This window comes from Lacisediminihabitans sp. (assembly GCF_043726815.1).
In the GTDB taxonomy this organism is placed as follows: domain Bacteria; phylum Actinomycetota; class Actinomycetes; order Actinomycetales; family Microbacteriaceae; genus Lacisediminihabitans.
Genome location: NZ_JAYSJZ010000074.1, coordinates 19,019 through 44,371, shown reverse-complemented (window position 1 = coordinate 44,371; position 25,353 = coordinate 19,019). Strand labels below are relative to the sequence as shown.

Genomic DNA, 25,353 nt, shown 5'->3' with positions numbered 1-25,353 from the left:
CGCGAGCGACATGTCCACCTCCACTCCGGTCACGGCGCCCGCCGTGACCAGGGCGAGCGGCTCGCCGACGGGAACCCCCGTCGGCGGCCGCCCGGCCCGGCGACCGGGTCGCTCACCGAGCGAACGCAACCGCCCGTTCTGGATGCTCGCCCCCGGCGGCATCCTCATGGCGATCATCATCATCGTGCCGCTCGCGATCGCCTTCGTCATCTCGCTGCTCGACCTCGACCAGTACACGCTGCGCAGCTGGCTGCAGGCCCCGTTCATCGGGCTGCAGAACTACGTGGAGGCGGTGACCAAGTCGAGCCTGCTCCGTTCGATCTGGATCAGCGTCTCCTACGCCGCAATCGCCTCCGCGGTCACCCTCCCGATCGGCGTCGCGGCGGCCCTCGCCACCCAGAACGCCTTCCGCGGTCGCGGGCTGGTGCGCTCCATCTTCCTCATCCCCTACGTGCTCCCGGCCTTCGTCGTCGGCACGGTGTGGCGCACGATGCTGCAGCCCGGAGGAGTCGTCGATGCGGGCCTCACCGGACTGGGCATCCACGCCGGACTGTGGCTCAACGGCCCGCAGAGCTACTGGGCCCTCATCGCGGTGCAGATCTGGAGCTCCTGGCCGTTCTTCTACCTGCTCGTGCTCGCCGGCCTCCAGTCGGTGGACCAGGAGGTGCACGAGGCGGCGGCGATCGACGGCGCGGGCTGGTGGACCAAGCTGCGCTACGTCATCTTCCCGTACCTCAAGGGTCCGGTGTCGCTCGCGCTCATCATCTCGTTCCTGCACAACATCAACGGATTCACCCTGCCGTTCGTGCTCTTCGGGGTTCCGGCCCCCGAGGACGTCAACGTGCTTCCCGTGCTCACCTACATCACGAGCTTCCAGAGCTTCCGATTCGGACTGAGCGCCGCGATGGCCGTCGCCTCGCTCGTGCTCATCGCCATTCCGCTGTTCATCTACCTGAAGGCCGTACGGCTCGACACCGGCGAGGAGGGCAAGCGCCCATGACCGAGATTCTCGTGCGACCGCCCCTGCTGGGCCGCAAGACCACCGGCCGGCTGAACGCCGACGTCACCCGGCTGCTGCCGAAGCCACTGCTCGTGGCCATCGTGGTGATCCTGCTGCTCGCGGTGCTGGTGCCCCTGCTCTACATCGTGCTCGCCTCGGTCAACTCCGACGTGTCCGTGGCGAGCGGCGCCTTCTTCCCCACCGAACTTCACCTCGACAACTACCTCAAGGTGTGGACGACGGTCGACCTGCGCAACGGTCTCATCAACAGCGTGATCGTGAGCGGCTCGGTCGCCATCATCTGTGCCGCGCTCGCCGTCTCGTCGGCCTACGTGCTGGTTCGCTTCGCCTTCCGGGGGCGGCTCACCGTGCTGCGCACCCTCGTCGGCCTGCAGTCAATCCCCGGCACGCTCATGCTGCTGCCCGTCTTCGTGCTCTTCGCGAGCTTCGCGAGCGCGCTCGGCATCCAGATCATCGGCACCCGCTGGGCGCTCTTCATCACCTACATCACCTTCGCCCTGCCGTTCTCGACCTGGGTGATGGTGACCTACCTGCGCGGCCTGCCGCGCGAGCTCGAGGAGGCGGCCCGCATCGACGGGGCGTCGTCGTGGCGCATCCTCACCAGGATCATCGTGCCGCTGAGCTGGCCGGGGATCGTCGTCTCGGCGATCTTCGCCTTCCTGCTCGGCTGGAACGACGTGCTCTTCGCCTCGGTGATGACCGACCGCACGTCGCGCACCGCCGCGGTGGCGCTGCAGGTCTTCGGTGCCACCCAGGAGGGCGGAGCGATCCCGCTCTACGGGCAGATGATGGCGGCCTCGCTCATCTGCGCGCTCCCGGTCGTCGTTCTGTATCTCGTTTTCCAGCGCTACCTCGTCGGTGGCCTGACAGCAGGAGGAGTCAAATGAGTACCACCACCACGAGCTGGGCCCTGAGCGGGTTCGGCGACGAGATCGACGCAGACCCGGTCGTGCAGGTCGCCGTGTTGCAATCGCTCGGGGCGAACCACATCGAGGTGAGGAGCGCCTGGGGCACGAACATCGTCGAGCTCTCCCCGGAGCAACTCGACGCGCTCGCCGCGGTGTTCGCCGAGCGGGAGATGGAGGTCTCGGCCATCGCCTCGCCGATCGGCAAGGTCGACGCCGGCCTGCCCGTCGAGCATGAGGTCGAACGGCTCGGAGCCGCGATCGCCGCGGCGCATCGACTCGACAGCCGCTACATCCGCCTGTTCTCCTTCTATCGCGCGGAGGGCACCGAGCCGGCGAGCATCCGCGACGCGGTGCTCACCAGGCTGCGCGCCCTCGCCGACCTCGCCGAGCGCGAGGGAGTGATCCTGCTGCACGAGAACGAGAAGGACATCTACGGCGACACCCCGGAGCGCGTGCTCGACATCATCGAGTCGGTCGGTTCGGACGCCCTGCGGGTGGCCTGGGACAGCGCCAACTTCGTGCAGGTGGGCGTGCGGCCGTTCACCGAGGGCTACGCGATGCTGCGCCCACACCTCGAATACCTGCAGGTGAAGGATGCCGTGGCCGCCACGGGCGGCGTCGTTCCGGCCGGGGAGGGCGACGGCCAGCTGCTCGAGACCCTCACCGCCCTGCGCGACGACGGCTACGCGGGCTTCGCGTCGCTCGAGCCCCACCTCGCCGACGTCACCTCGATGGGCGCCTTCTCCGGCCCGTTCGCCTTCGGCCGCGCCGCCCGCGGCTTCGCCAGCCTCACCAACCAGTTGGGAATCAGCACCAGATGAGCTCCGCCGTATCACCCACCCGTCCGCTCGCCGTCGCCCTCGTCGGCTGCGGCATCATCGGCGTCAACCACTCGCGAGTGATCGTGCGCCATCCCGACCTGCGGATCGTCGCGCTCGTCGACTCGGTGCCCGAGGCGTCCCACCGCCTCGCCGACCTCATCGCCGACGAGCTCGGCGCGGAGCGACCGGCCGAGTTCTCGTCGCTCGGCGACGCGCTCGCGGCCTCCGAGGTCGACCTCGTCGTGATCTGCACCCCGAGCGGCCTGCACGTGCAGCTCGCCGAGGAGGCCCTGGCCGCCGGCACCCACGTCGTGATCGAGAAGCCGCTCGACGTGACCCTGCCGCGAGCCCGCCGCATCGCCGCCCTCGCGGCGGAGGCCGAGAGCCGCGGAAGCGTCGTCTCGGTGATCAGCCAGCACCGGTTCGACCCGGCATCCGTCGCCGTCGCGCGCGCCGCCCACGACGGCGCGTTCGGCCGCATCACGAGCGGGGTCGCCTCCGTGGCCTGGTGGCGCAGCCAGGAGTACTACGACTCCGGACAGTGGCGAGGCACCTGGGCCCTCGACGGCGGCGGCGCGGTCATGAACCAGGGCGTGCACACCGTCGACCTGCTGGTCTGGTTTCTCGGCCGGCCCGTGGAGATCTTCGCGCACACCGCCCTCCTCGCCCACGAGCGGGTTGAGGTGGAGGATGTCGCGGTCGCGACCGTGAGGTTCGAGTCCGGTGCCCTCGCCGTGCTGCACGCGACGACCGCGGCCTACCCTGGGCTGTCGGTGCGCCTGCAGGTGCACGGGTCGGAGGGCTCGGCCGTGATCGACGACGACCAGCTCGAGTACTTCTACGCCGCGGGCAACGGCGAGCCGCGGAACCAGGCCGCCGAGCAGGTGGGGGCGTCCGACCTCCGCGGTGGGGACAAGGGACCGGACGGCTTCATCGTCGGGCATCTCCGCCAGTACGAGGACATCGTCGACGCCATCCGCACCGGGAGGCGGCCGGGAGTGCGCGTGGAGGATGCCCTCGTCTCGCTCGCGGTCGTGCGCGCCGTGTACCTCTCGGCGACCCTCGGCACGCCGGTCTCGTTCGAGGCCGTGCTCGCCGGTGACCTCGACGACGTCGACGTGACCGCCGGCGCGTTCGCCGACGTTCTCGCGGGAGGCACCAAGTGAAGCTCTCCGTGTTCACCGCCTCCACCCCGGACTGGGAGCCCGAGCAGGCCGCCGGCATCCTCGCCGGCCAGGGCTGGGACGGCGTCGAGTGGCGCATCGTCGACCAGGCCGACGCCACCCCGCCCGGGTTCTGGGCCGGAAACCGGTCGACCTGGCCGCTTACCGGCCTCGAGGACCGACTCGACGACATCGCCCGCATCACCCGCGACGCCGGCCTCGAGTTCTCGGGACTGGGCGGCTACGCGAACTGCCGCGACCACGACAACGTGGAGCGCATGCTCGCCGCGACCGCGAGGCTCGGTGCGCGCCAGGTGCGCGTGACCATGCCGGGAGTGCGCGCCGGCGACTACCGCGAGACCTTCGCCACCACCCGCTCCGACCTCGAATGGATCGAGGGCCGGGCGGCCGAACACGGCGTTCGCGCGCTCGTCGAGCTGCACCACGGCACGATCACCTCGTCCGCCTCCGCCGCCATCCGGCTCGTCGACGGGCTCGACCCCGAGCGGGTCGGCGTGATCCACGACCTCGGCAACCTGCTGATCGAGGGGCACGAGGACTTCCTCGCCACCTTCCAGATGCTCGGGCCGTACCTCGCCCACGTGCACGTGAAGAACGCCCTCTGGCGTGCCACCGACGAGCCGGGCTTCGACGGCTCGGTCATCTGGCGCAACGAATGGGCGCCGCTGCGGTCGGGGCAGGCCGACGTGGAGGCCTACTTCGAGGCCCTGCACGAACACGGCTACGACGGCTGGGTCACCGTGGAGGACTTCTCCACCGAGCTGCCCCTCGAGGAGCGCACGGCCGACAATCTGGCCTACCTGCGGGCGATCCACGAGCGGGTGACCACGCGCCATGAACGCTGAGTTCGCCGGCCGACGCTCGGTGCGCCACCCCGTGCGCATCGTGCATCTCGGCCTGGGCGCCTTCCATCGGGCACACCAGGCCTGGTACACCGAGCGCGCCAACGCCGAAGCCGCCGCCGGAGACGGCTGGGGCATCCACGCCTTCACCGGCCGGAGCGCCGCCGCCGCCGAGGTGCTCAGCGCCCAGGACGACCTCTACGTGCTCATCGAGCGCGGCGATGTGGACACCGAGTCGATCATCCAGAGCATCAGCGCCGCCACCGACGGCGCGGACGCCCCGGCCTGGCGCGCGGCGGTCGCCGACCCGGCGGTCGCGATCGTGACGGTGACGGTGACCGAACGCGGCTACCGCCTCTCGACCGAGGGAACCCTCGACCTGCTGGATGCGGATGTCCGGGCCGACATCGCCCTGCTGCGAGGCGGGCGGGCGGCCACCGGCGTCGTCACGGCCGGCGCCGTCACAGCCCCCGGGCGACTCGTCGACGGGCTCCGCGCGCGGATGCTCGCCGGCGGACCCGGCATCGCCGTGGTGAGCTGCGACAACCTGGCCGACAACGGCCGAGCCACGCGTGAGTCCGTGCTCGCCCTCGCCTCCGCGGTCGACCAGTCGCTCGCCGACTGGATCGGGCGCACCGTGTCGTTCGTGTCCACGATGGTCGACCGCATCACCCCGGCCGCCACCGACGCCGACCGCGCCATCGCGCTCGCCGCGACCGGGCTGCCGGATCAGGCCCCCGTCGTGACCGAGCCCTTCAGCGAGTGGGTGCTGAGCGGCGACTTCCCCTCCGGTCGCCCGGCGTGGGAGGTGGCCGGGGCGAGGTTCGTCGACGACATCGCGCCGTACGAGCGCCGCAAGCTTTGGCTGCTCAACGCCGCGCACTCCCTGCTCGCCTACCGTGGGCTCGCCGCCGGTCACGGCAAGATCGCCGACGCCATGCTCGACGACGATTGCCGTGACGCCGTCGAGAGGCTGTGGGACGAGGCGGCGGAGGTGCTGCCGTTCGACGCCCCAGAGATGACCGCGGCCGAGATCGACTCGGCGCTGTCCGCGCTCCGCTCGCGGTTCGCCAACGCCCGCATCGAGCACCGCCTGTCGCAGATCGCCACCGACGGCTCGCACAAGCTCGGTCCGCGCATCATCGACCCGATGCGCCGTCGCCGCGAGGCCGGTCTCGCCGTCGGCATCGCCGAGGCCGGGGTGCTCGCCGCCTGGGCGACCCACCTGGCCGACGACCACTTCGCCGATCCGAGCGCCGAGGCGCTCGCCGGCGAGCTCCGCGGGCTCGACGCCGCGGATCGGGCCGGCGCCGTCATCCGTTTCCTCGCCCCGGACCTCGCCGACGACGCCTCCGTCGTCTCCGCCGTGGCCGCCCAGATCGATTCCCAACGCACGACCCTAGGAGCACGCCGACCATGAAGATCGCCTCAGCCGAAGTACTCGTCTCGAGCCCGGGACGCAACTTCGTCACCCTGCGCATCACCACCGACGACGGGTTCGTCGGACTCGGCGACGCGACCCTCAACGGCCGCGAGCTCGCGGTGGCGAGCTACCTGCGCGACCACATCGCCGCCCTGCTGATCGGGCGGGACGCGCACCAGATCGAGGACACCTGGCAGTACCTGTACCGCGGGGCCTACTGGCGTCGCGGCCCGGTGACGATGGCGTCGATCGCCGCCGTCGACACGGCCCTCTGGGACATCAAGGCCAAGGTCGCCGGCCTACCGCTCTACCAGCTTCTCGGCGGCAAGAGCCGGGTCGGCTGCCTCACCTACGGTCACGCCAGCGGGGTCGACCTGCCGGAGCTGTTCGACTCGATCCGCGAGCACCTCGACCAGGGCTACCGGGCGATCCGCGTGCAGACCGGCATCCCGGGGCTGGACTCCGTCTACGGCGTCGCCTCGAGCAAGAACGCCGGGGCGGGGGATTCCGGGGTGAGCGCGCGCTACGACCACGAGCCGGCCCGGCGCAGCGCCGTTCCGGTGGAGGAGAGCTGGGACACCCGCGCCTACCTCCGGCACGCGCCGACCGTGTTCGAGGCCGTGCGCAACGAGTTCGGGCCGGAGCTGCCGCTGCTGCACGACTCGCACCACCGACTCACCCCGATCCAGGCGGCGAAGCTCGGCAAGTCGCTCGAGCCGTACGACCTGTTTTGGCTCGAGGATGTGACGCCGGCCGAGAACCAGGCCGCGCTGCGCCGGGTGCGCGAGCACACCACGACTCCCCTCGCCATCGGCGAGGTCTTCAACACCATCTGGGACTACCGCGAGCTGTTCGAGGAGCAACTCATCGACTACGTGCGCTCCCCGGTGACGCACGCGGGCGGCATCACCGCGCTCCGCCGCATCTTCGACTACGCGGCGGTCTACCAGATCAAGTCGGGCGTTCACGGCCCCACCGACATCTCGCCGGTCGGCCTCGCCGCCGCCCTGCACCTGGGCATCGCCATCCCGAACTTCGGCATCCAGGAGTACATGAAGCACAGCGCGGCGACGGATGAGCTCTTCCGCCCCACCTATTTCTTCGATGGCGGCTACCTCGTGCCCGGGGACGGCCCGGGGCTCGGCGTGGACTACGACGACCTCGTGGCCGACGCGCATCCCTACGAGGGCGCCTACCTGCCGGTGAACCGCCTGCTGGACGGCTCGATGCACGACTGGTGATGCGCGGCGCCGCGCCCGCTCCCGTCCGAGACGCGTTTCTCCGGAGGTTCCGGCCGTCGAGCCGGTTTAAGGGCCGAAAACGGCCGGATGCGGGCCCGCCCGCGCGAAACCTCCGGAGAAACGTGAGTTGGCCGCGATCGGCGGTGGGGTTGCGCGCGGGACGCGGGTGCCCGAGTGTGGTGGGAACGGGAGGGCCGGATGGAGACCGAGATGGGCATCGAGTCGTTGCTGGCGCCCGGGGCCACCCTGCGGCGACTCGCGACCGGGGCGGTCTGGGCGGAGGGTCCCGTGTGGATCCCTGCCCTCGGCGTGGTGCGCTGGAGCGACATCCCCGGCAACCGCATCCTCCAGGTGCACGTCGCGAGTGGCGAGACCTCGGTCTACCGGGATGACGTGGAGTTCACCAACGGACGCACCCTCGACGCCGCGGGGGCGGTGATCCAGTGCTCGCACGGTCGTCGGGCGGTCGAGCGGGACGTCGACGGCGTGGTGACGACCCTCGTGGACCGCTGGAATGGCGTGCGATTCAACTCGCCGAACGATGTCGTGGTGAAGAGCGACGGAACGATCTGGTTCACCGACCCGCCCTACGGCATCACCTTCGCCCGGGAGGGGCATCTCGGGGAGACGGAGTACGGCGCGAACTACGCGTTCCGGTTCGACCCGGCGAGCGGATCGGTCGCCCCGGTGATCACCGACATGGAGGAGCCGAACGGCCTGGCCTTCTCCCCGGACGAGTCGATCCTCCACGTCTCGGACACCTCGGTCGCGTTGCGCCCAGGTGGCAACCACCACATTCGCGCCTACACCGTGATCGACGGGGCCTCCTGCGCCGACGGCCGGGTCTTCGCGGTCGTCGAGCCGGGGGTGTCCGACGGGTTCCGGGTCGACGAGCACGGCAACCTCTGGACCTCGAGCGGGGACTCCGTGCAGGTGTTCTCGCCGGCCGGCGCACGGCTCGGCGCGATCGCCGTGCCGGAGGTCGTGGCCAACGTGTGCTTCGGCGGCGAGGGCGGCGGCACCCTCTTCATCGCCGCCTCGACGAGCCTGTACGCGATCGAGACTCGCACGCGGGATACGGTGCGTCCGCGCCTCGGTAGCGTTGACCCCATGCCTGTGACCGCCCGGAAGCCGCTCGTCGTCGTCATGGGAGTCTCCGGCTCCGGCAAGTCCACGGTGGGGAGCGCGCTCGCCGACGAGCTCGGGGTGCCGTTCGTGGATGCCGACGACCTGCACCCGGCGGCCAACGTCGCGAAGATGGCGGCCGGGCATCCGCTCACCGACGACGACCGCTGGCCCTGGCTCGCCCGCGTCGCGTCGACGCTGTCCGCCGCGGAGGCCGGCGGCATGGTGATCGCCTGCTCGGCCCTCAAGCGTGTCTACCGCGAGGCGATCCTGGCCGCGGAACCGGCCACCCGGTTCGTCTTCCTGAGCGGGTCGCGCGAGCTCCTGGCCGAGCGGATGTCGCACCGGCCCGGCCACTTCATGCCGGCCTCCCTGCTCGACTCGCAGCTCGCCACCCTCGAGCCGCTCGCCGCAGACGAGCCGGGCGTCACGGTGTCCCTCGACTCCGGCGCGGCGCCGGTGGAGCTCGCGCACCTCGCCGCCGCCTCCCTCGCCCGCTAGCCGCCCGCTCGCGTAACCCGCAGCGTCCCGACCGAACACGCGTTTCTCCGGAGGTATCGCTCGCGGCGGGTCGTATTTGCCCGTAACGGCCCGATTTCGGCCCGTCGAGCGGCAAACCTCCGGAGAAGCGCGAGTCGACGCGCGAGTCGAAGCGCGAGTCGAAGCGCGAGTCGACGCGCGAGTCGAAGCGCCAGTCGAAGCGCCAGTCGAGCTGCTCGGAGCGCCCGGGCCGCATCCCGTGTAAACTCTCCCACTGGGTCTTGCCCGACCGGTTCTCCGGCGGCGGGACTGCGAACTTCGGCGAGGGATCGTCGGCCGCACCAACCGGTGCGGTGGACATCCGTGATCGACGCGGTGGAGCGGGGCACACGGGCTGCAGAGCCCAGGTCTTTTTCCTCACGCTGATGCGTTCGAGTTGAAACCAATGACACGCGGGCCCCGGCTCGCAGAGGAGTAAAACCATGGCGGAGAAGAAGGCTCACAAGGAGCTCACCAACAAGATCACGGCCGAGCCGCGCAACACGTTCGGCAAGGGCGTCGCCCGCAAGCTTCGTGCAGCGGGCAAGGTCCCGGCCGTCGTCTACGGCCACGGCACCGAGCCGCGTCACCTGAGCCTCCCGGCCCACGACGTGTCGCTCCTGCTGCGCAAGGCGAACGCCATCCTCGACCTGCAGATCGAGGGGGAGAGCCAGCTCGCCCTCGTCAAGGACGTGCAGAAGGACCCGCTGCGCCAGATCATCGAGCACATCGACCTCATCGTCGTGCGCAAGGGCGAGCGCGTCGAGGTCGACGTGGCCGTGCACCTCGAGGGCGAGCCGGTCGCCGGCACCGTCGCGGAGCAGGACGCCAAGTCCCTGCTCGTCGAGACGCTCGCCATCAGCATCCCCGAGAACATCGTCGAGAGCGTGGAGGGCCTCGAGGCCGGCACGCACATCTACGCGAAGGACATCACGCTGCCCGCGGGCGCGGTGCTCATCACCGACCCCGAGACGCTCGTCATCGCGATCAGCATCCCGGCCGAGCAGGACCTCGGTGAGGTGCCCGAGGTCGAGGCCCCCGCCGAGGAGACCGAGGCGGCCGCCGAGTAGCGAGCCGTTCCCCAGGGAAAGACAGACCCGCTGGACACCAATCAGTGGCTCGTAGTCGGGCTCGGCAACCCCGGGCCCGACTACGCGAGCAATCGACACAACGTCGGCCAGATGGTGCTGGCCGAACTCGCCGACCGCGCGAGGGCCCCCTTCAAGAGTCATAAGACCAATTCGATGGTCGCCGAGGGGCGCACCGGGCTCGAGGGCCCGAGGCTGATCCTCGCGAAGCCGAACTCGTTCATGAATCTGTCCGGTGGTCCGGTGGCCGCCCTCCTGCGCTTCTACAAGATCGACCCGGAGCGTCTCATCGTCGTGCACGATGAGCTCGACATCCCGTTCGATCGCCTCAAGATCAAAAAGGGCGGCGGGGCCGGCGGCCACAACGGGGTGCGGGACATCATCTCGGCCATGGGAACCGGCGACTTCGTGCGGGTGCGGGTGGGTATCGGCCGACCCCCCGGCCGCCAGGCATCCGCCGATTTCGTCTTGCGCGACTTCGGTTCGGCCGAGCGCGCCGTGCTGCCCAACATCCTCACGGATGCCGCGGATGCCGTTGAGTCGATCGCGCGCGACGGCCTCACCGCGGCCCAGCTGCGCTTCCACACCCTCGCGGAGTAGCGCCACCCCGGCCGACGCGACCGACCGGGCTCGGCGGCATCATCCGATGAATACGCCGAAAGCGCTTTCCAATCCGTCCCATCACCCCTAGGCTTAACGGGAGCGTGAGCCCCGCACACGTCAAGGGGGATCATCATCGTCGTCAGTCACGATCCGGGCGCCGAGCCCTCCTGGGCCGCCGCGGTCGAGTGGACCCGCCGCCAGGTCGAGAACGGACCGTTGCCGGCGGGGGTGCTGGGCATCGGAACGTCCCGGGGCATCGAGGCGATCGAGGCGTTCGGTGCCTCCGGCGAGAGGGTTGCGCGCTCCGACGACCACTTCGCCCTCTTCTCCGTGACCAAGCCTCTCGTGGGGCTCGCCGCCCTGCGCGCGGTGCGGGCCGGGTCGCTCGCCCTCGGCGACGCCCTGGACGAGTCCGCCCTGCCCGGCGTGACGCTCGAACACCTGCTCAGCCATCGCTCCGGTCTGGTCGACGTGCCGCTCGACAGCCCGGTGCCGCTCGGTGACCAGCTCGCGTCGGCGACGGCGGACTACGCGCCCGGCGCGGCGTTCCGCTACACGAACCTCGCCTTCGCGGGCGTCGGGGCCATGCTCGAGAGGTCGACGGGGCGGACCGTCTACGACCACATCGACCACTACCTGGGGCCGGGCGCGGGGGTCGGTTTCGATCCGGGCGTCGACCCCCATGACGTGTACGGAACCGACGGCGTCGACCTCGACCTCTCCCGAATGTACGGCCACCGGCATCCGGCCGCCGGCGCCTTCGGAACGGCGGCGGGACTCCTGGGCCTCGGCGGCCGGGTGCTGCGCACGCTTCGGGACGGCGCGGGCGAACTTCTCGACCCGGCGCTCCTGCGCGGCGCGCTCGTCTCGAGAACGACGGGCCTCGGCGAGCCCGACCCGGCGGCGACCCGCTCCTCGGAGTACGGGCTGAGCGGGAACCTGCGCGAGCACTCTCCCGAGCTGGCCAACCGCCGGGTGTTCGGGCACGCCGGCTGGTCGGGCAGCCAGTGGTGGATCTATCCGGAGCAGGACGTCGTGCTCGTGCTCCTGACCAACCACCTGCAGGCGGGCGACCTGGGGGTCGACTTCAGCGAACTCAACAATGCGCTCTTCCCGGCCTCGGTCGCCTGATTTCGCGCCGCGAACTCACAATGATGTGCTCACCAATGAAAGGCCGGTCCCATGACCACCGCTGACGACACCCTGCTCTACGACAGCCCGGCCAGCGACTGGCTGTCGGCCCTGCCCCTCGGCAACGGGATGCTCGGCTCGATGGTCTACGGAGGCAGCGCCCTGCAGCGGTTCCAGATCAACGACGGGCTGGCCTGGTCAGGGTCGCCGTCGAGCGAGGCGATCGACCCGGTCGACCGGGAGGCGTTCGCGGCGACCCTCGCCGAGGTGCGGGCCCAGCTGCTGCGCGGCGAGTACGTCGAGGCCGAGAAGACCGCCACCGGCCTGCAACACCGGCACAGCCAGTCGTTCCTGCCGTTCGGCGAGCTGGCCATCGCCGTCGCGCCGCACGGCGACGTCTCGTCGTACTCGCGCTCCCTCGAGCTGGCGACGGGCCTCCATCGCGAGACCTATAGCGTCGCGGAGTTCGGCGTGACGTGGACCTCGTTCGTCTCAGTGACCCCGGGCGTGCTCGTGATCCGGATGGCCACCGACCTCCCGGCCGGCCTCGATCTCGCCCTCTCGCTCTCGACGCCCCTGCGGGTGCTGGCCACGGACTACGGCCCGTCGGGAGCGACCCTGCGCCTCAAGGCTCCGTCGGATGTCTTCCCCCCGCACGATGCGGGAGGGGTGGCCTACTCCGACGACCCGGTCGCCTCCGCCCAGGGGGCCCTCGCCGTTCGGTGGGAGCACGACGGGAGCGACGTGACGGAGCACGGAGTGCTCGGCGCGCGGGGAGTTCACGCGCTCACGATCTACGTCTCCACCCAGACGACCCTCGCCGCGTTCGGCGCCACGCCGACCGGTGACGCGGAGTCGGCCCTCGGGGTGGCGCTTGATCGGCTGGCGGTCGCGGCGGCGGAGCCCTATGCCCGGCTTCTCGACCGTCACCTGCAGAGCCACGGCGAGCTCTTCGGTCGGGTTCGGCTGCGGCTCGGCGACCGGTCGGTGCCGACGCCCGGCGCCGTGCCCGTGCCGACCGATCGGCGACTGGCCGAGGCCAACGAGCATCCGCACGGCGCGATCGCCGCCGACCCGGGCCTCGCCGAGCTTCTCTTCAACTACGGCCGGTACCTGTTGATCGGCTCCTCTCGTCCCGGCGGGGCCCCGGCCAACCTGCAGGGCATCTGGAACGCAGAGCTGCCGGCGCCCTGGAGCTCCAACTACACCATCAACATCAACCTCCAGATGAACTACTGGGCGGCGGAGGCGGTCGGGCTCGCCGAGTGCCTCGAGCCGCTGTTCGACCTGATCGACCTGCTGAGGACCACCGGCACCCGAACCGCGCGCGAACTCTACGGAGCGGGCGGCTGGGCCGCCCACCACAACGCCGACGTCTGGGGCTACAGTCACCCGGTCGGCCACGGACGGGCGAAGCCACGCTGGTCGCTCTGGCCGATGGCGAGCCTGTGGCTGGTGCAGCACCTCTGGGACCACCTCGAGTTCGCGGCACCCGGCGACCCGGCGGGCGACGCGTTCCTCCGGGATCGCGCGTGGCCGGCCATCCGGGGCGCCGCCGAGTTCGGACTCGATTGGCTCGTCGAGCTGCCGGACGGCACCCTCGGCACCGTGCCGTCCACGTCGCCGGAGAACGCGTTCCTCGGCAGCGGCGAGACGGCGGAGGTGGGGATCTCCTCCACCATGGACCTGACGATGCTGCGGGAGGTCTTCGGCCACGTCGCGGTGCTCAGCGAGCGGCTCGGGCTGCAGGGTGACCCGGTCGTGGCGCGCGCCGCCGCCGCGCTCCCGCGGATTCCCGGCCCGTCGGTCGGCCGCGGCGGCCAGATTCGCGAATGGCTCGCCGACGACCCGCAGGTGGAGCCGAACCACCGGCACATGTCCCACCTCTGGTTCCTGCACCCCGGCGCGACGCAGGACACCCCCGAGCTGCGGCGCGGCGCGTCCGCGTCCCTGGATGCGCGGGGGCGCGAGTCGACCGGCTGGTCGCTCTCCTGGAAGATCGCGCTGCGCGCCCGGCTCGGCCAGGGCGATGAGATCGACGAGCTGCTGCGCCTCGTCTTCCGGGACATGACCGTGGACCGCGGCGGCCAGAGCGGGGGGCTCTATCCCAACCTCCTGGCGGCGCATCCGCCGTACCAGATCGACGGCAACTTCGGCTACGTGGCCGGCCTGGTGGAGGCCCTGCAGCAAAGCCACGCCGGGGAACTCGTGCTGCTGCCCGCGCTCCCGTCGTCGCTTCCGAACGGCGAGGTCGTGGGCCTTCGCGGTCGCGGCGGGGTCAGCACCTCCCTGCGCTGGCGCGACGGCCTGCTCGTGAGCGCCGAGGTGACCTCGGGCTGCGAGCAGACCGTGCGCGTGCGCTACGGCGAGCGGGTCTGGAGCCTCGAGCTGACGCCCGGCCAACCGCAGCCGGTGCCGCTCGAGGCCTGACCGCTACTTCTTCGACTGGTCGTACGCCTTCTGCTGGATCTGCAGGTAGCGGGTGAGGCCGACGCCGTCCAGGCCCTTCTTGTAGTCGTCCCAGCCGGTGTCGATGTTCTTCGAGCCGGTGATGAACTGCAGCGAGCTCTGTTGAACGTAGTTCTCGATGTTCGTCTGCAGTGTCGCCACCTCACCGCCGAGCGACGGGTCGATCCAGACCGCCCAGTACGGGTAGACCTGCGCCTTGTCCTCGTGGCCGTCGTACAGCTTCGTGGCCTCGTAGAGGCGGCGCTCGTACCCGGCGCTCGAGTACAGGTCGGTCGGGGTGGCCTGGGCGCTGCGGAACGCGGAGGTGTTGTTGTACTGCGCCATCGAGCTCCACGAGGTGTTCGTCGGCTTGGCGCCGACGGGGGCCTGGATCACCTTGAGGATCGGCTTGAGTGTGGTGTCGAGGGAGATGTCGGACGGGCCCGGCTTCTCCCAGCCGATGCCCTCGCTGCCGAAGTTGCCCTCGATCTGGCCCTGCGTGCTGTAGATGTAGTTCATCATCTTGATCGACTGCACCTGCTGAGCCGGCGACGCCTTGCTAGTGAGGGCGAAGGTCGCGCCCGGCGTCGACGGGATGTTGTACGCGGTGAAGTTGGCGCCATCCGGCCCGGTGAGCGGAGCCACGGCGTCATAGTTCTTGTCGCGCCCATCGGCCTGGCCGAGCGTGACGAAGATCGCCGGGTGAAGCACCGTGCTCGAGCCGACGAGCGCCGCGTCCGCGCTGTCGCCCTGGGCCTTCAAGGCATCGCCGTTCTGGGTGAACGCACCCTGGTCGATGAGCCCCTGGTCGTAGAGCGACTTGATGAACTTGAGCCCGGCGCGCCAGCCGTCCTTGTTGGCCTGCGTGTCGACGCGCTTGCCCTTGAGCACGAGGGTGGAGTTGTTGTTTCCGCTCGTTCCCTGCGGGTCGTAGATGAACGCGTTCATGAGATACGGGATCACGTTGTCCCGGGTGTCCCCGGTCAGGGGGATCTCGTCCGCCTTGCCGTTGCCGTTGGGGTCCTGGGTCTTGAAGGCCTTGAGCACCTTCACCAGGTCCTTCGTGGTCTTGGGCTGTTCGAGCCCCAGCTTCTTCAGCCAGGCCGAGTTCATCCAGAGCTTGTCCTGGTACGAGCAGTGATAGCAGTCGTTCCACTGCGGCAGCCCGTAGATGTTGCCGTCGGGCGCGGTCGCCATCGCCCGGTACTCGGGAATGGTGTCCAGCGCCTTCTGGATGTTCGGCGCGTACTTCTTGATCAGGCCCTGGAGCGGCCGGAGCACTCCCTGCTTGCCGAGCTTCAGCAGCTCGGGCGGGCTGAACTGGTCGACCCACGGAACGAGCAGGTACGCGTCCGGGTAGTCGCCGCTGGCCAGCGAGATCTGTCGCTTCTCCTTGGCCGGCCCGCCGTCGAGCGTCGTGGTCTGCCACTTGAAGGTGATGTTGAACTTCTTCGACAGCTCCTTGCTGAAGGCGTTCGTGGCGAGGTTCGTGCCCGGAAACTGGGCGGCGAACACGCTGAGGGTCACCGCCGGGTTTCCGGAGATGTCGGGCACCGCCCCGTCGGCCGTCTTCGTCGAATCGCTCGGTGCGCAGGCCGCGAGCCCGAGCACGAGAGCGCCGATCGCGACGAAGGCGGTGACCGCGCGTCTGTTGCGGCGGAGTAACTTCATTGTCGACTCATTTCTGTGGGGGAATGCCCGACGCGGCTGCGCCGGAGATGGAGTGCGTTAGCCCTTCACGGCGCCGATCATGATTCCCTTGGTGAAGTGGCGGGCGACGAAGGGGTAGATCAGCAGCACCGGCACGCTCGAGACCACGATGAGCGAATACTTCAGCAGGTCGGCGAGTTGTTGGCGCTCCATGGCGACACTGGCGTCGATCGCCCCGCCGGTCGTCGTGTTGAGGATCAGGATGTTCCGCAGCACCAGCTGCAGCGGATACAGGTCGTCGCTCTTGAGGTAGATCAGCGCGTCCAGGTAGGAGTTCCACTGTGCGATCGCGTACATCAGGGCCACCACCGCGATGAGCGGCTTGGCCAGCGGCAGTACGACCGACCAGAGGAACCGCAGGTCGGAGCTGCCATCCAGCTGGGCCGCCTCGTAGAGTTCGTCGGGGATGGCCGAGCGGAAGTAGGTGCGCGCGATGATCACCTGCCAGACGCCGATTGCCTGCGGCAGCAGCAGCGCCCAGCGGGTGTCGAGCATGCCAAGCGATTGCACCACCAGGTAGGTCGGGATCAGCCCGCCGCTGAAGAGCAACGTGAAGAGGATGATCGTCATGATCGTGTTGCGCCCCCACAGGTTTCTGCGGGAGAGAGGGTAGGCGATCGCGATCGTCAGCGTCACGCTGATGAAGGTGCCGACGACCGTGTAGAACAGCGAGTTGCCATAGCCCCGCAGGATCGTCGGGTCGCTCAGCGCGACCTCGTAGCCCCGGAGGCTGAAGTCCACCGGCCACAGCGTCACCCGGCCGCCCGAGACCGCCGCGGCGCTCGAGAACGAGCTGGCCAGGATGTAGAGCAGCGGCAGCAGCACGATCAGCAGGAAGACCACGAGCAGGAGGTAGATCACCACCAGGAACATCCGGTCCGGCAGCGTGTCTCTGATCTTTCTGGCCGGGGGCTTGTGGGGCGAGGTCGTGCGCGGTTCGGTGTTCTGCGCCGCACGGCGCAGCGTGGTGGTGCTCATGACCACAGCCCCCCGCCGGTGAGGCGCTTCGCGACGAAGTTGACCACGAGCAGGAGGCCCAGGTTGATCACCGAGTTGAACAGCCCGATCGCGGTCGCCTGGCTGAAGTCGGCGTTGAGCAGCCCGACCTTGTACACGTAGGTGGAGATGATCTCCGACGACCCGAGGTTGAGCGGGTTCTGCAGCAGGAACGCCTTCTCGAATCCGATCGCCATGATGTTTCCCACCGCGAGAATGAGGATGATCGTGGCCGTGGGCATGATCCCCGGAATGTCGATGTGGATGATCTTCTGCAACCGGGACGCCCCGTCGACCTTGGCCGCCTCGTAGAGCGACGTGTCGATCGAGGCCAGCGCCGCGAGATAGATCACCGCGGAGTAGCCGGCCGTCTGCCAGACATCGGTCCAGACGAAGATGCTGCGGAAGAAGTCCGGATTGCCCAGGAAGTCCACCTTGGAGAGGCCGAAGGCCCCCAGCGCCCGGTTCATTATCCCGAGTTGCGGGGCGAGGATCAGGATGGTCATCGAGACCACGACGACCGTGGAGATGAAGTACGGCGCGTAGGTGATGAGCTGCACGCTCTTCCTGAACGCGCCGAGCCGAATCTCGTTGAGGGCCAGCGCCAGGATGATGGGAACGGGAAAGCTCGCGATCACGACGTAGCCGGAGAGGAGCAGGGTGTTGCCGACGAGGGTCCAGAACACCGGGTTGCTGAAGAACGCCTCGAAATTGCGCAGGCCGACCCAGTCGCTGCCCCAGATCCCCTTGATCACGTTGTAGTCCTTGAACGCGATCACCGCGTTCGTGAGCGGGATGTACTTGAAGATCACGAAGTACGCGAGGGGCACGATCACGAGCAGGTAGAGCTGCCAATGGTGCCGCAGGCTCTTGCGGGCCGGCCCGGGGCGTCTGGGCGGGGTGACGACGCGTTCGAGCGGCTCGGAGTCGACGGTGCCGGTGAGTCTGGCGTCCGTCGACGCCGCATTCGACGTCATTGCGTCAGCGGCCGAGCATCCGTTTCATCTGACCAATCTGGCCAATCGGCGAGCTGGTGGCGAGAGAAGGACAGCGGAATAAGGTACCGAGACATCGTTGACTCCGTAATTTGCGCTCGCTCTATTGGACCGAAGCCGGATGTCGACGCATCTTCTCGAGTCGAGCACCGCTGATGACCCAATCTAACGGAAAGCGCTATCAAAAGAAAGATCAGATCAATTTTCCGAAGATGGCCGTTCTCGCCGTGTCGCTTGGCGTGCCGCCGCCACCCGCGCAGACTGGGTGGGTGAAGGTTCTCGTTGCCGGAGCTACCGGGGTTATCGGCCGCCCCCTCGTGCGCGAGCTCATTCGCGCGGGGCACGCCGTCGCGGGGCTCAGTCGCACCCAGGCCGGGGCCGACCAGATCGTCTCCCAGGGTGCTCGGGTGATCCGGGCCGACATCCTCGACCTGGGCGCGCTCCTCGAGGCCACGGCCGGCCTCGCCGCGGACGCCGTCATCCACGAGGTCACGGCGCTCGCCCGGCCGCCGGCTCGCTACACCGACATGGAACCGACAAACCGCGTGCGCACGGAGGGTTCCGCGAACCTGCTCGCCCTCGCGAAGCAGGCCGGGGCGACCCGGTTCGTGACCCAGTCCTTAGTCTTCGGCTACGGCTATGGTGACCACGGCGCCGTGCCCCTCACCGAGGATGCCCCATTCGGAGCGCCGGCGGGGCTCGGCAGCGACGCGGCGATCGCGGCCATGGCCGAGGCGGAGCGGCAGGCGTTCGAGGCGACGGGCATCGACGGCATCGCCGTGCGTTACGGGCTGCTGTATGGGGGAGACCCGGAGTTCGTTCCTCGGCTGCGGACGCGGTCGCTTCCCGTCGCGTCCGGCAAGAGGGGAACCGTCGCGCTCGTGCATGTGGAGGATGCCGCCCTCGGCACCGTCGCGGCCCTGGAGCGCGGAGTGGACGGCGCGGCCTACAACATCGTCGACGACACCCCGGCGACCTGGCGGGAGTTCATCGAGCAGTCCGCGCGCACCGCGGGAGCTCCGCCGCCGCCGGTGCTGCCCGGGTGGGCACTGCGCCTCGTGGCGCCGTACGCGGCGGAGCTTCTCACGCGGGTGAACCTGCGCGTCTCCAATGAGATGGCCCGCGAGCGGCTCGGCTGGGCGCCGCGCTATCCGTCCTTCCGCGACGGCCTGGCGGTGCAGCTCGCCTGACTGACGGACTGGCCGGCCGACCGGCTAGTCTCGGCGCGCGTCTGCGCCGGTTCGCCGCCGGCTCCAGAGCGGGTCGAGCGCGGCCACCTCCTCCTCGCTCGCCGAGCCGAACGCGCCGGCGGCCGACGCGACGACCGACCGACGCCCCTGACCCTTCGTCCTGCGAAGGCTCGCGATCACCGCCACCGCGATGATCGCCGACACCACCGCGAGCGACACCGTCGTGGGAATGTAGACCAGGTCGAGCAGGAGCATCTTCACCCCCACCCACACCATCACGACGGCGAGTCCCACCTTCAGGTAGACGAATCGATGCATGAGGTCCGCGAGCAGAAAGTACATGGCCCGCAGGCCCAGGATGGCGAAGGCGTTCGCGGTGAACACGAGAAACGCCTCGTCCGTCACGGCGAACACCGCGGGGATCGAGTCCACCGCGAAGATGATGTCCGTCACCTCCACGAGCACCAGCACCGCGAGAAGCGGGGTCGCGAGCAGGGCACCGGCCCGCCGCACCACGAAGCGCTGGCCGTAGTAGACATCCGTCGTCGGCACCAGACGGCGGAACACCCGCAGCACCCGCGAGTTCTCGGGATGGATGTGCTCGCTGCGCTGCCGGATCATGCGGTACCCCGTGTAGATGAGGAACGCCGCGAAGACATAGAGCACCCAGGAGTAGCGGTCGATGATGGCGGCGCCCGCCGCGATGAAGGCGCCGCGGAAGGCGAGCGCCCCGAGCACTCCGAAGAACAGCACCCGATGCTGGTAGGCGCGCGGCACGGCGAACGCCGCGAAGATGATCGCCCAGACGAACACATTGTCCACGGCCAGGGACTTCTCGATCAGGTAGCCCGCGAAGTACTGCTGCCCGAACTCCGCGCCGTACAGGTTCCACACGACGACGCCGAATGCGACGCCGCAGAGCACCCAGACGGCCGACCACGCAGCGGCCTCGCGAACCCCGATCACGTGCGCCTTGCGGTGGGCGACGAGATCGATCGCGAGCATCGCCATGATCACGCCGAGAACGGCGAGCCAGCCAGCGAGGGGAACATCCATGAGTCTTCTCCAGTCGATCGTGCCAACTGGAGGTCTCATCCGGCCCCGTGAGGACCCGTGACGCCGGGACTCGATCGCGAGCCCGGATTGACGACGTCACGTCGGGGATTACTCCCCTCCACCTCCAGTGGACCATGCCTCCCGCCGCGTCGCAATCGGCTTTTTCCCAGACACGGCCACCTCCACCAGCTTCGGTGATCGGCGCTTGCCTCCCCGGGAAGCGGGAGTGTCCGAGGCGGCGCGTAGACTCTTGCGGTGATCCTTCAGGGCTTAAACCGTGCGCTCGCGCGCGCCCGCACGTTCGAAAACGCCCTCTCCTACGCGGCCAGAAGCGCGGACTTCTCCCTCGTCGACGGCCTTCGTGCGCCGCTGCTCGCCGGGTTGCTCGACGCGCGGAAGGGGCCGCAGTCGCTGCTCGCGATCGTCGCGACCGGCCGTGATTCCGAGTCGCTTCGTGGCGCGCTCGCCTGTGTGGCCCCCGACGCCGAGGTGATCGAGTTCCCGGCCTGGGAGACCCTGCCGCACGAGCGGCTGAGTCCGAGCGCCGAGACCGTGGGCAAGCGCATCCGGGCCCTGCGCCACCTCCAGCGCTGGGAGGCGGCAGTGAAGGCCGGCGAGCCGGTGGGCGACCTCATCGTGGTGGCGAGCGTGCGCGCCGCCCTGCAGCCGCTCTCCGACAATCTCACGAGCCTCGAGCCGCTCGAACTGGTGGCCGGCCGCCGAGGCTACAACCTCGCCGACCTGTCGACCCAGCTCGTGGATCTCGCGTACTCCCGCGTCGACATGGTCACCCGTCGAGGCGAGTTCGCGGTGCGCGGCGGAATCCTCGACGTGTTCGCCCCCGTCGCGGAGCATCCGTGGCGGGTGGAGTTCTTCGGTGACGAGGTGGAGCAGATCCGCGAGTTCTCGGTGGCCGACCAGCGCTCGCTGCCGGCGGCAGTGGGCGTCGTGGAGCTTCCGGCGAGCCGCGAGATGCTCCTGAGCCCCCAGGTGCGCCAGCGGGCCAGGGAGATGCAGCACGAGTTCCCGAGCCTCTCGACGATGCTCGCCAAGATCTCGGAGGGGATCCCGGTGGACGGCATGGAGTCGCTCGCCCCCGCCCTCGTCGACCGCCTCGTGCCCCTCACCCACTACCTGCCGGCCGGCGCGGCGATCGCCGTGCTCGCGCCCGAGCGGGTCGCCTCCCGGGCCGTGAGCCTCGTGGAGACCAACCGCGAGTTCCTCGGCGCGGCCTGGAACGCCGCGACCGCGGGTGCCGAGGCGCCGATCGACCTCGACTCCGGCGACTTCCTCAGCATCAACGCCCTCCGCGAGTCGGCCGGCGACCGCGCGTGGTGGACGCTGAGCAGCTTCGACTCCGGCGCGGTGGATGTCGCGGCGACGTCCGAACTCCGCGACGGCGACCACTACATCCGCATCGACGCCACGACTGTGCCGAGCTTCCAGGGCCGGGCCGATGGCGCGATCGAGTACGTGGGCGAGAGGCTCAGGCACGGCTGGACGGTGGCGATCGTCGCCGCCGGGCACGGCCTCGTCGAACGCGCGGCCGAGGCCCTCGGCGAGCACGGCTTCGCCGCCCGGGTGGTTGACGAGTTCCCCGCGGCGCCCGAGACCGGCATCGCCTACCTGCTCAAGGCATCCGTCGAGAACGGCTTCGAACTTCCCGAGATCACGTTCGCCCTGCTGAGCGAGAGCGAGTTCTACGGACGCGCCGCCGGCTACGACGCCCGGCAGGTGAAGAAACTCGGCGTGCGGCGCAAGAACGTCGTCGACCCGTTGCAGCTCAAGTCCGGCGACTACGTCGTGCACGAGACCCACGGCATCGGCAGGTTCGTCGAGCTGGTGCAGCGCGAGGTCTCGACCGGCGGACGAAACCCGGTCAAGAACTCCCGCGAGTACCTGCTCGTGGAGTACGCGCCGTCCAAGCGCGGCTACCCGCCGGACAAGCTCTACGTGCCCACCGACCAGCTCGACCTGCTCACCCGCTACGTCGGCGGCGAGGCGCCGGCACTCAGCAAGATGGGCGGCGGCGAGTGGGCGGCGGCGAAGGGCAGGGCCCGCAAGGCCGTGCGCGACATCGCCGTGGAACTGGTGAAGCTCTACTCGGCGCGAATGGCCAGCCGGGGCCACGCGTTCCCGCCGGACACCCCCTGGCAGCACGAGCTCGAGGACGCGTTCCCGTTCGCGGAGACTCCGGACCAGCTCACCACCATCGACGAGGTGAAGGCCGACATGGAGCGGCCCATCCCGATGGACCGCCTCATCTCGGGCGACGTCGGCTATGGCAAGACCGAGATCGCGGTGCGCGCGGCGTTCAAGGCGGTGCAGGACGGCAAGCAGGTGGTGATGCTCGTGCCGACGACGCTGCTCGTGAAGCAGCACATGGAGACCTTCGCCGAGCGGTTCGCCGGCTTCCCCGTGCACCTGCGCGCCCTCAGCCGTTTCCAGACCGACAAGGAGTCGAAGGAGACCATCGAGGGGATGGCGGATGGCACGGTGGACATCGTGATCGGCACGCACCGCCTGCTCAGCCCCAGCATCCACTTCAAGGATCTCGGGCTCGTCATCATCGACGAGGAGCAGCGCTTCGGGGTGGAGCACAAGGATGCCCTGAAGAAGCTCAAAACCAACGTCGACATCCTCGCGATGAGCGCCACCCCCATCCCGCGCACCCTCGAGATGGCGGTGACCGGCATCCGCGAGATGTCGACTCTCGCCACGCCGCCGGAGGACCGGCACCCGATTCTCACCTTCGTCGGGCCGTACAACGACAAGCAGGTGGGGGCCGCGATCCGTCGCGAGCTGCTGCGCGAGGGGCAGATCTTCTTCGTGCACAATCGCGTGTCGTCGATCAACCGGGTCGCCGCCCAGCTCGCCGAACTCGTGCCGGAGGCACGCGTCGCCGTGGCGCACGGCCAGCTTCCCGAGGCGGTGCTCGAGCAGGTGATGGTGGACTTCTGGGAGCGCAAGTTCGATGTGCTGGTCTCCACCACGATCATCGAGACCGGCCTCGACATCGCCAACGCGAACACCCTCATCATCGACCGCGCGGACAAGTACGGGCTCTCGCAGCTGCACCAGTTGCGCGGCCGGGTCGGTCGCGGGCGCGAGCGTGCGTACGCCTACTTCCTCTACGACGCCGACAAGCCGCTCGGCGAGGTCGCCCACGACCGGCTGGCCACGATCGCGGCCAACAACGAGCTCGGCGCCGGCATGCAGGTGGCACTCAAGGACCTCGAGATCCGTGGGGCGGGCAACCTGCTCGGCGGAGAGCAGTCCGGCCACATCGCCGGGGTCGGCTTCGACCTCTACCTGCGGATGATCGGCGAGGCCGTCTCCACCTTCCGCGGTGACGTGGCGGAGGGCCAGACCGAGCTGCGCCTCGAGCTTCCGGTGGATGCGCACATCCCCGAGGAGTATGTGGAGAGCGAGCGGCTTCGGCTGGAGGCGTACCAGAAGCTCTCCACGGCATCCTCCCCGGCGGCCTCCGCCGAGGCGATCGACCACGTGCTCGAGGAGCTCACCGACCGCTACGGCGAACCCCCGGTGCAGGTGCAGAACCTGATCGCGGTGTCGCGGCTGCGGCGGATGGCGCAGAAGGCCGGGCTCAGCGAGGTCGTGACCGCGGGCGGCAACCTCCGGGTCGCGTCGATGGAGCTCGCCGACTCGATCCAGATCAGGCTGCAGCGCATGTTCCCGGGAGCGCGGTACTTCGCCCAGACCCACTCGGTCTCGGTGCCGCTCCCGGTGCGGCAGGGCATTCCGCTCGCCGACGCCGACCTCATCGAGTGGACCGGCCAGCTGTTGGTCGCCATCTTCGGCGCCGAGCTGAAGGTGGAGCCGGCCCAGGTGTGACGTCGCCGGGTGTCGTGCCCCCGGACGGTTATCCACAGATTGCCGGGCGCACCTCCCGGTGCCCGTCGGCATGCCGACACTGGGACGCATGACATTCGTCCTCAAGGTCAGCGGGCCGGCCGATCTGCTCGCGATGGTTCCCGAACTCGTGGGGTTCACCCCACGAAACAGCGTCGTGCTCCTCGCCTTCCGCGGCACGCGCACCTGCGGTGCCCTGCGTTTCGACCTGCCGGCCGGGCAGTCGAAGACCACCCACAAGCGGGTGGCCACCTTCATCGTCGGCATGCTGTGCAAGCTCCCGGACATCGATGCGGTCATTCCGGTCATCTGCACCGACGACGGCTTCGCCGGTGGCGCCGTCGTGCCGCGCCGTGCGTTCGCGGAGCTCCTGGCCCGTCGCCTCGAGTTCTCCGGCTTCGACCTGCGCGACTCGCTGTGCCTCGCGGCGGACGGCTGGGCCTCGTACCTGTCGGCTCCTCCGCCCGGCGGTCACCCGCTATCCGAGATCGCGGATTCGCCGGCGGCCGCGGCGCTCCCCGACGGGCTGCGGGCCCCGGCGACGCCTCACGGGCGCATTCCGGATGCCGATCCCGCCGACGCGAGGCGGCTGCAGAAGCGGCTGGCCGGGTATCGACGCCTGTACGAGCGGATGACCACCGAAGACCCGGCGACCTTCCCGGACCCGGTCGAGCTCGCTCCGCTCTCGGACATCCCGCTGTTTGCCGAGGAGGCGCTGTCCTGGGACGAGGACGCGCTCGATGCCCACGGTGCGCTGCTCCTCTTCGCGCTTCAGGGGCCGCCCGTTCGCGATCACGTGATGCTGCAGTGGGCCACGAGTCTCGCCGTGGGGGACCGGATGTGGCGGGACATCGTCGAGGACCGCGCGAGCGATTCCGCGGCCGACGCCGAACTCTCGAACCTCATGTTCGGCGTGGGTCCGCGTCCGGACCCGGAGCGAGTCGAGCGCGGCATCCGCGTGCTCCTGACGCTCGCGTCCCGGGTCACCGGGGCCGACAGGCTCGCGCCGCTGTGCATGCTCGCCTGGCTGAACTGGGCTCTCGGCCGCGGCAGCGCCGCTGGGCACTACATCGACGAGGCCCGCGCGATCCAGTCCGACTACGGCATGGCGGTGGTTCTCGACACCATGTTCAGCAACGGGCTGCTGCCCGAGTGGGCGTTCCGGCCGTGAACGACCGC

General features: G+C 69.6%; 19 protein-coding genes. 15 read left to right on the top strand and 4 right to left on the bottom strand.

Features of this window, described 5'->3' with window-relative positions; genetic code table 11:
• The first annotated feature begins 10 nt into the window (after nt 1-10).
• The 12 genes from ACHZD8_RS11145 to ACHZD8_RS11090 all read left to right on the top strand — a co-directional run bounded on the left by ACHZD8_RS11145 (nt 11) and on the right by ACHZD8_RS11090 (nt 14,336).
• Nucleotides 11-1,000 carry a carbohydrate ABC transporter permease gene (locus ACHZD8_RS11145; protein WP_394770498.1) on the top strand — a complete coding sequence of 330 codons (990 nt, stop codon included), beginning with the start codon at nt 11-13 and terminating at the stop codon, nt 998-1,000.
• A complete protein-coding gene (locus ACHZD8_RS11140; protein WP_394770497.1) occupies nt 997-1,908 on the top strand; it encodes a carbohydrate ABC transporter permease in 912 nt (303 codons plus the stop codon). The genes ACHZD8_RS11145 and ACHZD8_RS11140 overlap by 4 nt, the downstream gene beginning before the upstream one ends.
• On the top strand, nt 1,905-2,750 hold the full coding sequence (locus tag ACHZD8_RS11135; RefSeq protein ID WP_394770496.1) for a sugar phosphate isomerase/epimerase family protein: 846 nt from the start codon (nt 1,905-1,907) through the stop codon (nt 2,748-2,750). Before ACHZD8_RS11140 ends, ACHZD8_RS11135 begins: the two co-directional genes overlap by 4 nt.
• Nucleotides 2,747-3,916, top strand: coding sequence for a Gfo/Idh/MocA family protein (locus ACHZD8_RS11130; RefSeq protein WP_394770495.1), 1,170 nt, complete (start codon nt 2,747-2,749; stop codon nt 3,914-3,916). The genes ACHZD8_RS11135 and ACHZD8_RS11130 overlap by 4 nt, the downstream gene beginning before the upstream one ends.
• A complete protein-coding gene (locus ACHZD8_RS11125) occupies nt 3,913-4,779 on the top strand; it encodes a sugar phosphate isomerase/epimerase family protein (RefSeq protein WP_394770494.1) in 867 nt (288 codons plus the stop codon). Before ACHZD8_RS11130 ends, ACHZD8_RS11125 begins: the two co-directional genes overlap by 4 nt.
• Entirely contained in the window at nt 4,769-6,196 is a 1,428-nt protein-coding gene (locus ACHZD8_RS11120) for a mannitol dehydrogenase family protein (protein ID WP_394770493.1), read from the top strand. The genes ACHZD8_RS11125 and ACHZD8_RS11120 overlap by 11 nt, the downstream gene beginning before the upstream one ends.
• On the top strand, nt 6,193-7,440 hold the full coding sequence (gene manD, locus ACHZD8_RS11115; protein ID WP_394770492.1) for a D-mannonate dehydratase ManD: 1,248 nt from the start codon (nt 6,193-6,195) through the stop codon (nt 7,438-7,440). Before ACHZD8_RS11120 ends, manD begins: the two co-directional genes overlap by 4 nt.
• 198 nt (nt 7,441-7,638) lie before the next feature.
• The gene (locus tag ACHZD8_RS11110) at nt 7,639-9,066 is read left to right on the top strand and encodes a gluconokinase, GntK/IdnK-type (RefSeq protein WP_394770491.1); all 1,428 of its coding nucleotides are present in this window, start codon (nt 7,639-7,641) and stop codon (nt 9,064-9,066) included.
• 461 nt (nt 9,067-9,527) lie between these two features.
• Nucleotides 9,528-10,154, top strand: coding sequence for a 50S ribosomal protein L25/general stress protein Ctc (locus tag ACHZD8_RS11105; protein WP_394770490.1), 627 nt, complete (start codon nt 9,528-9,530; stop codon nt 10,152-10,154).
• A gap of 30 nt (nt 10,155-10,184) precedes the next feature.
• Nucleotides 10,185-10,772 carry an aminoacyl-tRNA hydrolase gene (gene pth, locus ACHZD8_RS11100; protein WP_394770559.1) on the top strand — a complete coding sequence of 196 codons (588 nt, stop codon included), beginning with the start codon at nt 10,185-10,187 and terminating at the stop codon, nt 10,770-10,772.
• 231 nt (nt 10,773-11,003) lie between these two features.
• Entirely contained in the window at nt 11,004-11,906 is a 903-nt protein-coding gene (locus ACHZD8_RS11095; protein ID WP_394770489.1) for a serine hydrolase domain-containing protein, read from the top strand.
• A gap of 51 nt (nt 11,907-11,957) precedes the next feature.
• Nucleotides 11,958-14,336 carry a glycosyl hydrolase family 95 catalytic domain-containing protein gene (locus ACHZD8_RS11090; RefSeq protein ID WP_394770488.1) on the top strand — a complete coding sequence of 793 codons (2,379 nt, stop codon included), beginning with the start codon at nt 11,958-11,960 and terminating at the stop codon, nt 14,334-14,336.
• A gap of 3 nt (nt 14,337-14,339) precedes the next feature.
• Here ACHZD8_RS11090 and ACHZD8_RS11085 read toward each other — a convergent pair whose 3' ends face one another.
• The 3 genes from ACHZD8_RS11085 to ACHZD8_RS11075 are packed head-to-tail and all read right to left on the bottom strand — an operon-like array spanning nt 14,340 to nt 18,037.
• Complete coding sequence (locus ACHZD8_RS11085) at nt 14,340-16,025, bottom strand: ABC transporter substrate-binding protein (RefSeq protein ID WP_394770487.1); 1,686 nt, start codon at nt 16,023-16,025, stop codon at nt 14,340-14,342.
• A 57-nt stretch (nt 16,026-16,082) separates the two neighbouring features.
• Complete coding sequence (locus ACHZD8_RS11080) at nt 16,083-17,042, bottom strand: carbohydrate ABC transporter permease (protein ID WP_394770486.1); 960 nt, start codon at nt 17,040-17,042, stop codon at nt 16,083-16,085.
• The gene (locus ACHZD8_RS11075; RefSeq protein ID WP_394770485.1) at nt 17,039-18,037 is read right to left on the bottom strand and encodes an ABC transporter permease; all 999 of its coding nucleotides are present in this window, start codon (nt 18,035-18,037) and stop codon (nt 17,039-17,041) included. The genes ACHZD8_RS11080 and ACHZD8_RS11075 overlap by 4 nt, the downstream gene beginning before the upstream one ends.
• 287 nt (nt 18,038-18,324) lie before the next feature.
• On the opposite strand from ACHZD8_RS11075, the gene ACHZD8_RS11070 reads away from it, so the two are divergent.
• On the top strand, nt 18,325-19,245 hold the full coding sequence (locus ACHZD8_RS11070; RefSeq protein ID WP_394770484.1) for an NAD-dependent epimerase/dehydratase family protein: 921 nt from the start codon (nt 18,325-18,327) through the stop codon (nt 19,243-19,245).
• A 24-nt stretch (nt 19,246-19,269) separates the two neighbouring features.
• On the opposite strand, the gene ACHZD8_RS11065 is transcribed toward ACHZD8_RS11070, so the two are convergent.
• Nucleotides 19,270-20,301: a TerC family protein gene (locus ACHZD8_RS11065; protein ID WP_394770483.1), complete on the bottom strand. Its 1,032-nt coding sequence runs from the start codon at nt 20,299-20,301 to the stop codon at nt 19,270-19,272.
• 255 nt (nt 20,302-20,556) lie between these two features.
• Here ACHZD8_RS11065 and mfd point away from each other — a divergent pair, with 255 nt between their 5' ends.
• Both mfd and ACHZD8_RS11055 read left to right on the top strand, forming a co-directional pair.
• Nucleotides 20,557-24,156, top strand: a complete 3,600-nt coding sequence (gene mfd / locus ACHZD8_RS11060; protein WP_394770482.1) for a transcription-repair coupling factor — start codon at nt 20,557-20,559, stop codon at nt 24,154-24,156.
• 88 nt (nt 24,157-24,244) lie between these two features.
• Entirely contained in the window at nt 24,245-25,345 is a 1,101-nt protein-coding gene (locus tag ACHZD8_RS11055; RefSeq protein WP_394770481.1) for a DUF4192 domain-containing protein, read from the top strand.
• Nucleotides 25,346-25,353 lie beyond the last annotated feature (8 nt).

Coding starts and splice junctions, on each gene's coding strand:
- ACHZD8_RS11080 (WP_394770486.1), bottom strand. CDS start 17,042: ATGAGCACCACCACGCTGCGCCGTGCGGCGCAGAACACCGAACCGCGC.
- ACHZD8_RS11145 (WP_394770498.1), top strand. CDS start 11: ATGTCCACCTCCACTCCGGTCACGGCGCCCGCCGTGACCAGGGCGAGC.
- ACHZD8_RS11055 (WP_394770481.1), top strand. CDS start 24,245: ATGACATTCGTCCTCAAGGTCAGCGGGCCGGCCGATCTGCTCGCGATG.
- manD (WP_394770492.1), top strand. CDS start 6,193: ATGAAGATCGCCTCAGCCGAAGTACTCGTCTCGAGCCCGGGACGCAAC.
- ACHZD8_RS11120 (WP_394770493.1), top strand. CDS start 4,769: ATGAACGCTGAGTTCGCCGGCCGACGCTCGGTGCGCCACCCCGTGCGC.
- ACHZD8_RS11090 (WP_394770488.1), top strand. CDS start 11,958: ATGACCACCGCTGACGACACCCTGCTCTACGACAGCCCGGCCAGCGAC.
- ACHZD8_RS11140 (WP_394770497.1), top strand. CDS start 997: ATGACCGAGATTCTCGTGCGACCGCCCCTGCTGGGCCGCAAGACCACC.
- ACHZD8_RS11065 (WP_394770483.1), bottom strand. CDS start 20,301: ATGGATGTTCCCCTCGCTGGCTGGCTCGCCGTTCTCGGCGTGATCATG.
- ACHZD8_RS11075 (WP_394770485.1), bottom strand. CDS start 18,037: ATGACGTCGAATGCGGCGTCGACGGACGCCAGACTCACCGGCACCGTC.
- ACHZD8_RS11085 (WP_394770487.1), bottom strand. CDS start 16,025: ATGAAGTTACTCCGCCGCAACAGACGCGCGGTCACCGCCTTCGTCGCG.
- ACHZD8_RS11105 (WP_394770490.1), top strand. CDS start 9,528: ATGGCGGAGAAGAAGGCTCACAAGGAGCTCACCAACAAGATCACGGCC.
- ACHZD8_RS11110 (WP_394770491.1), top strand. CDS start 7,639: ATGGAGACCGAGATGGGCATCGAGTCGTTGCTGGCGCCCGGGGCCACC.
- ACHZD8_RS11130 (WP_394770495.1), top strand. CDS start 2,747: ATGAGCTCCGCCGTATCACCCACCCGTCCGCTCGCCGTCGCCCTCGTC.
- ACHZD8_RS11135 (WP_394770496.1), top strand. CDS start 1,905: ATGAGTACCACCACCACGAGCTGGGCCCTGAGCGGGTTCGGCGACGAG.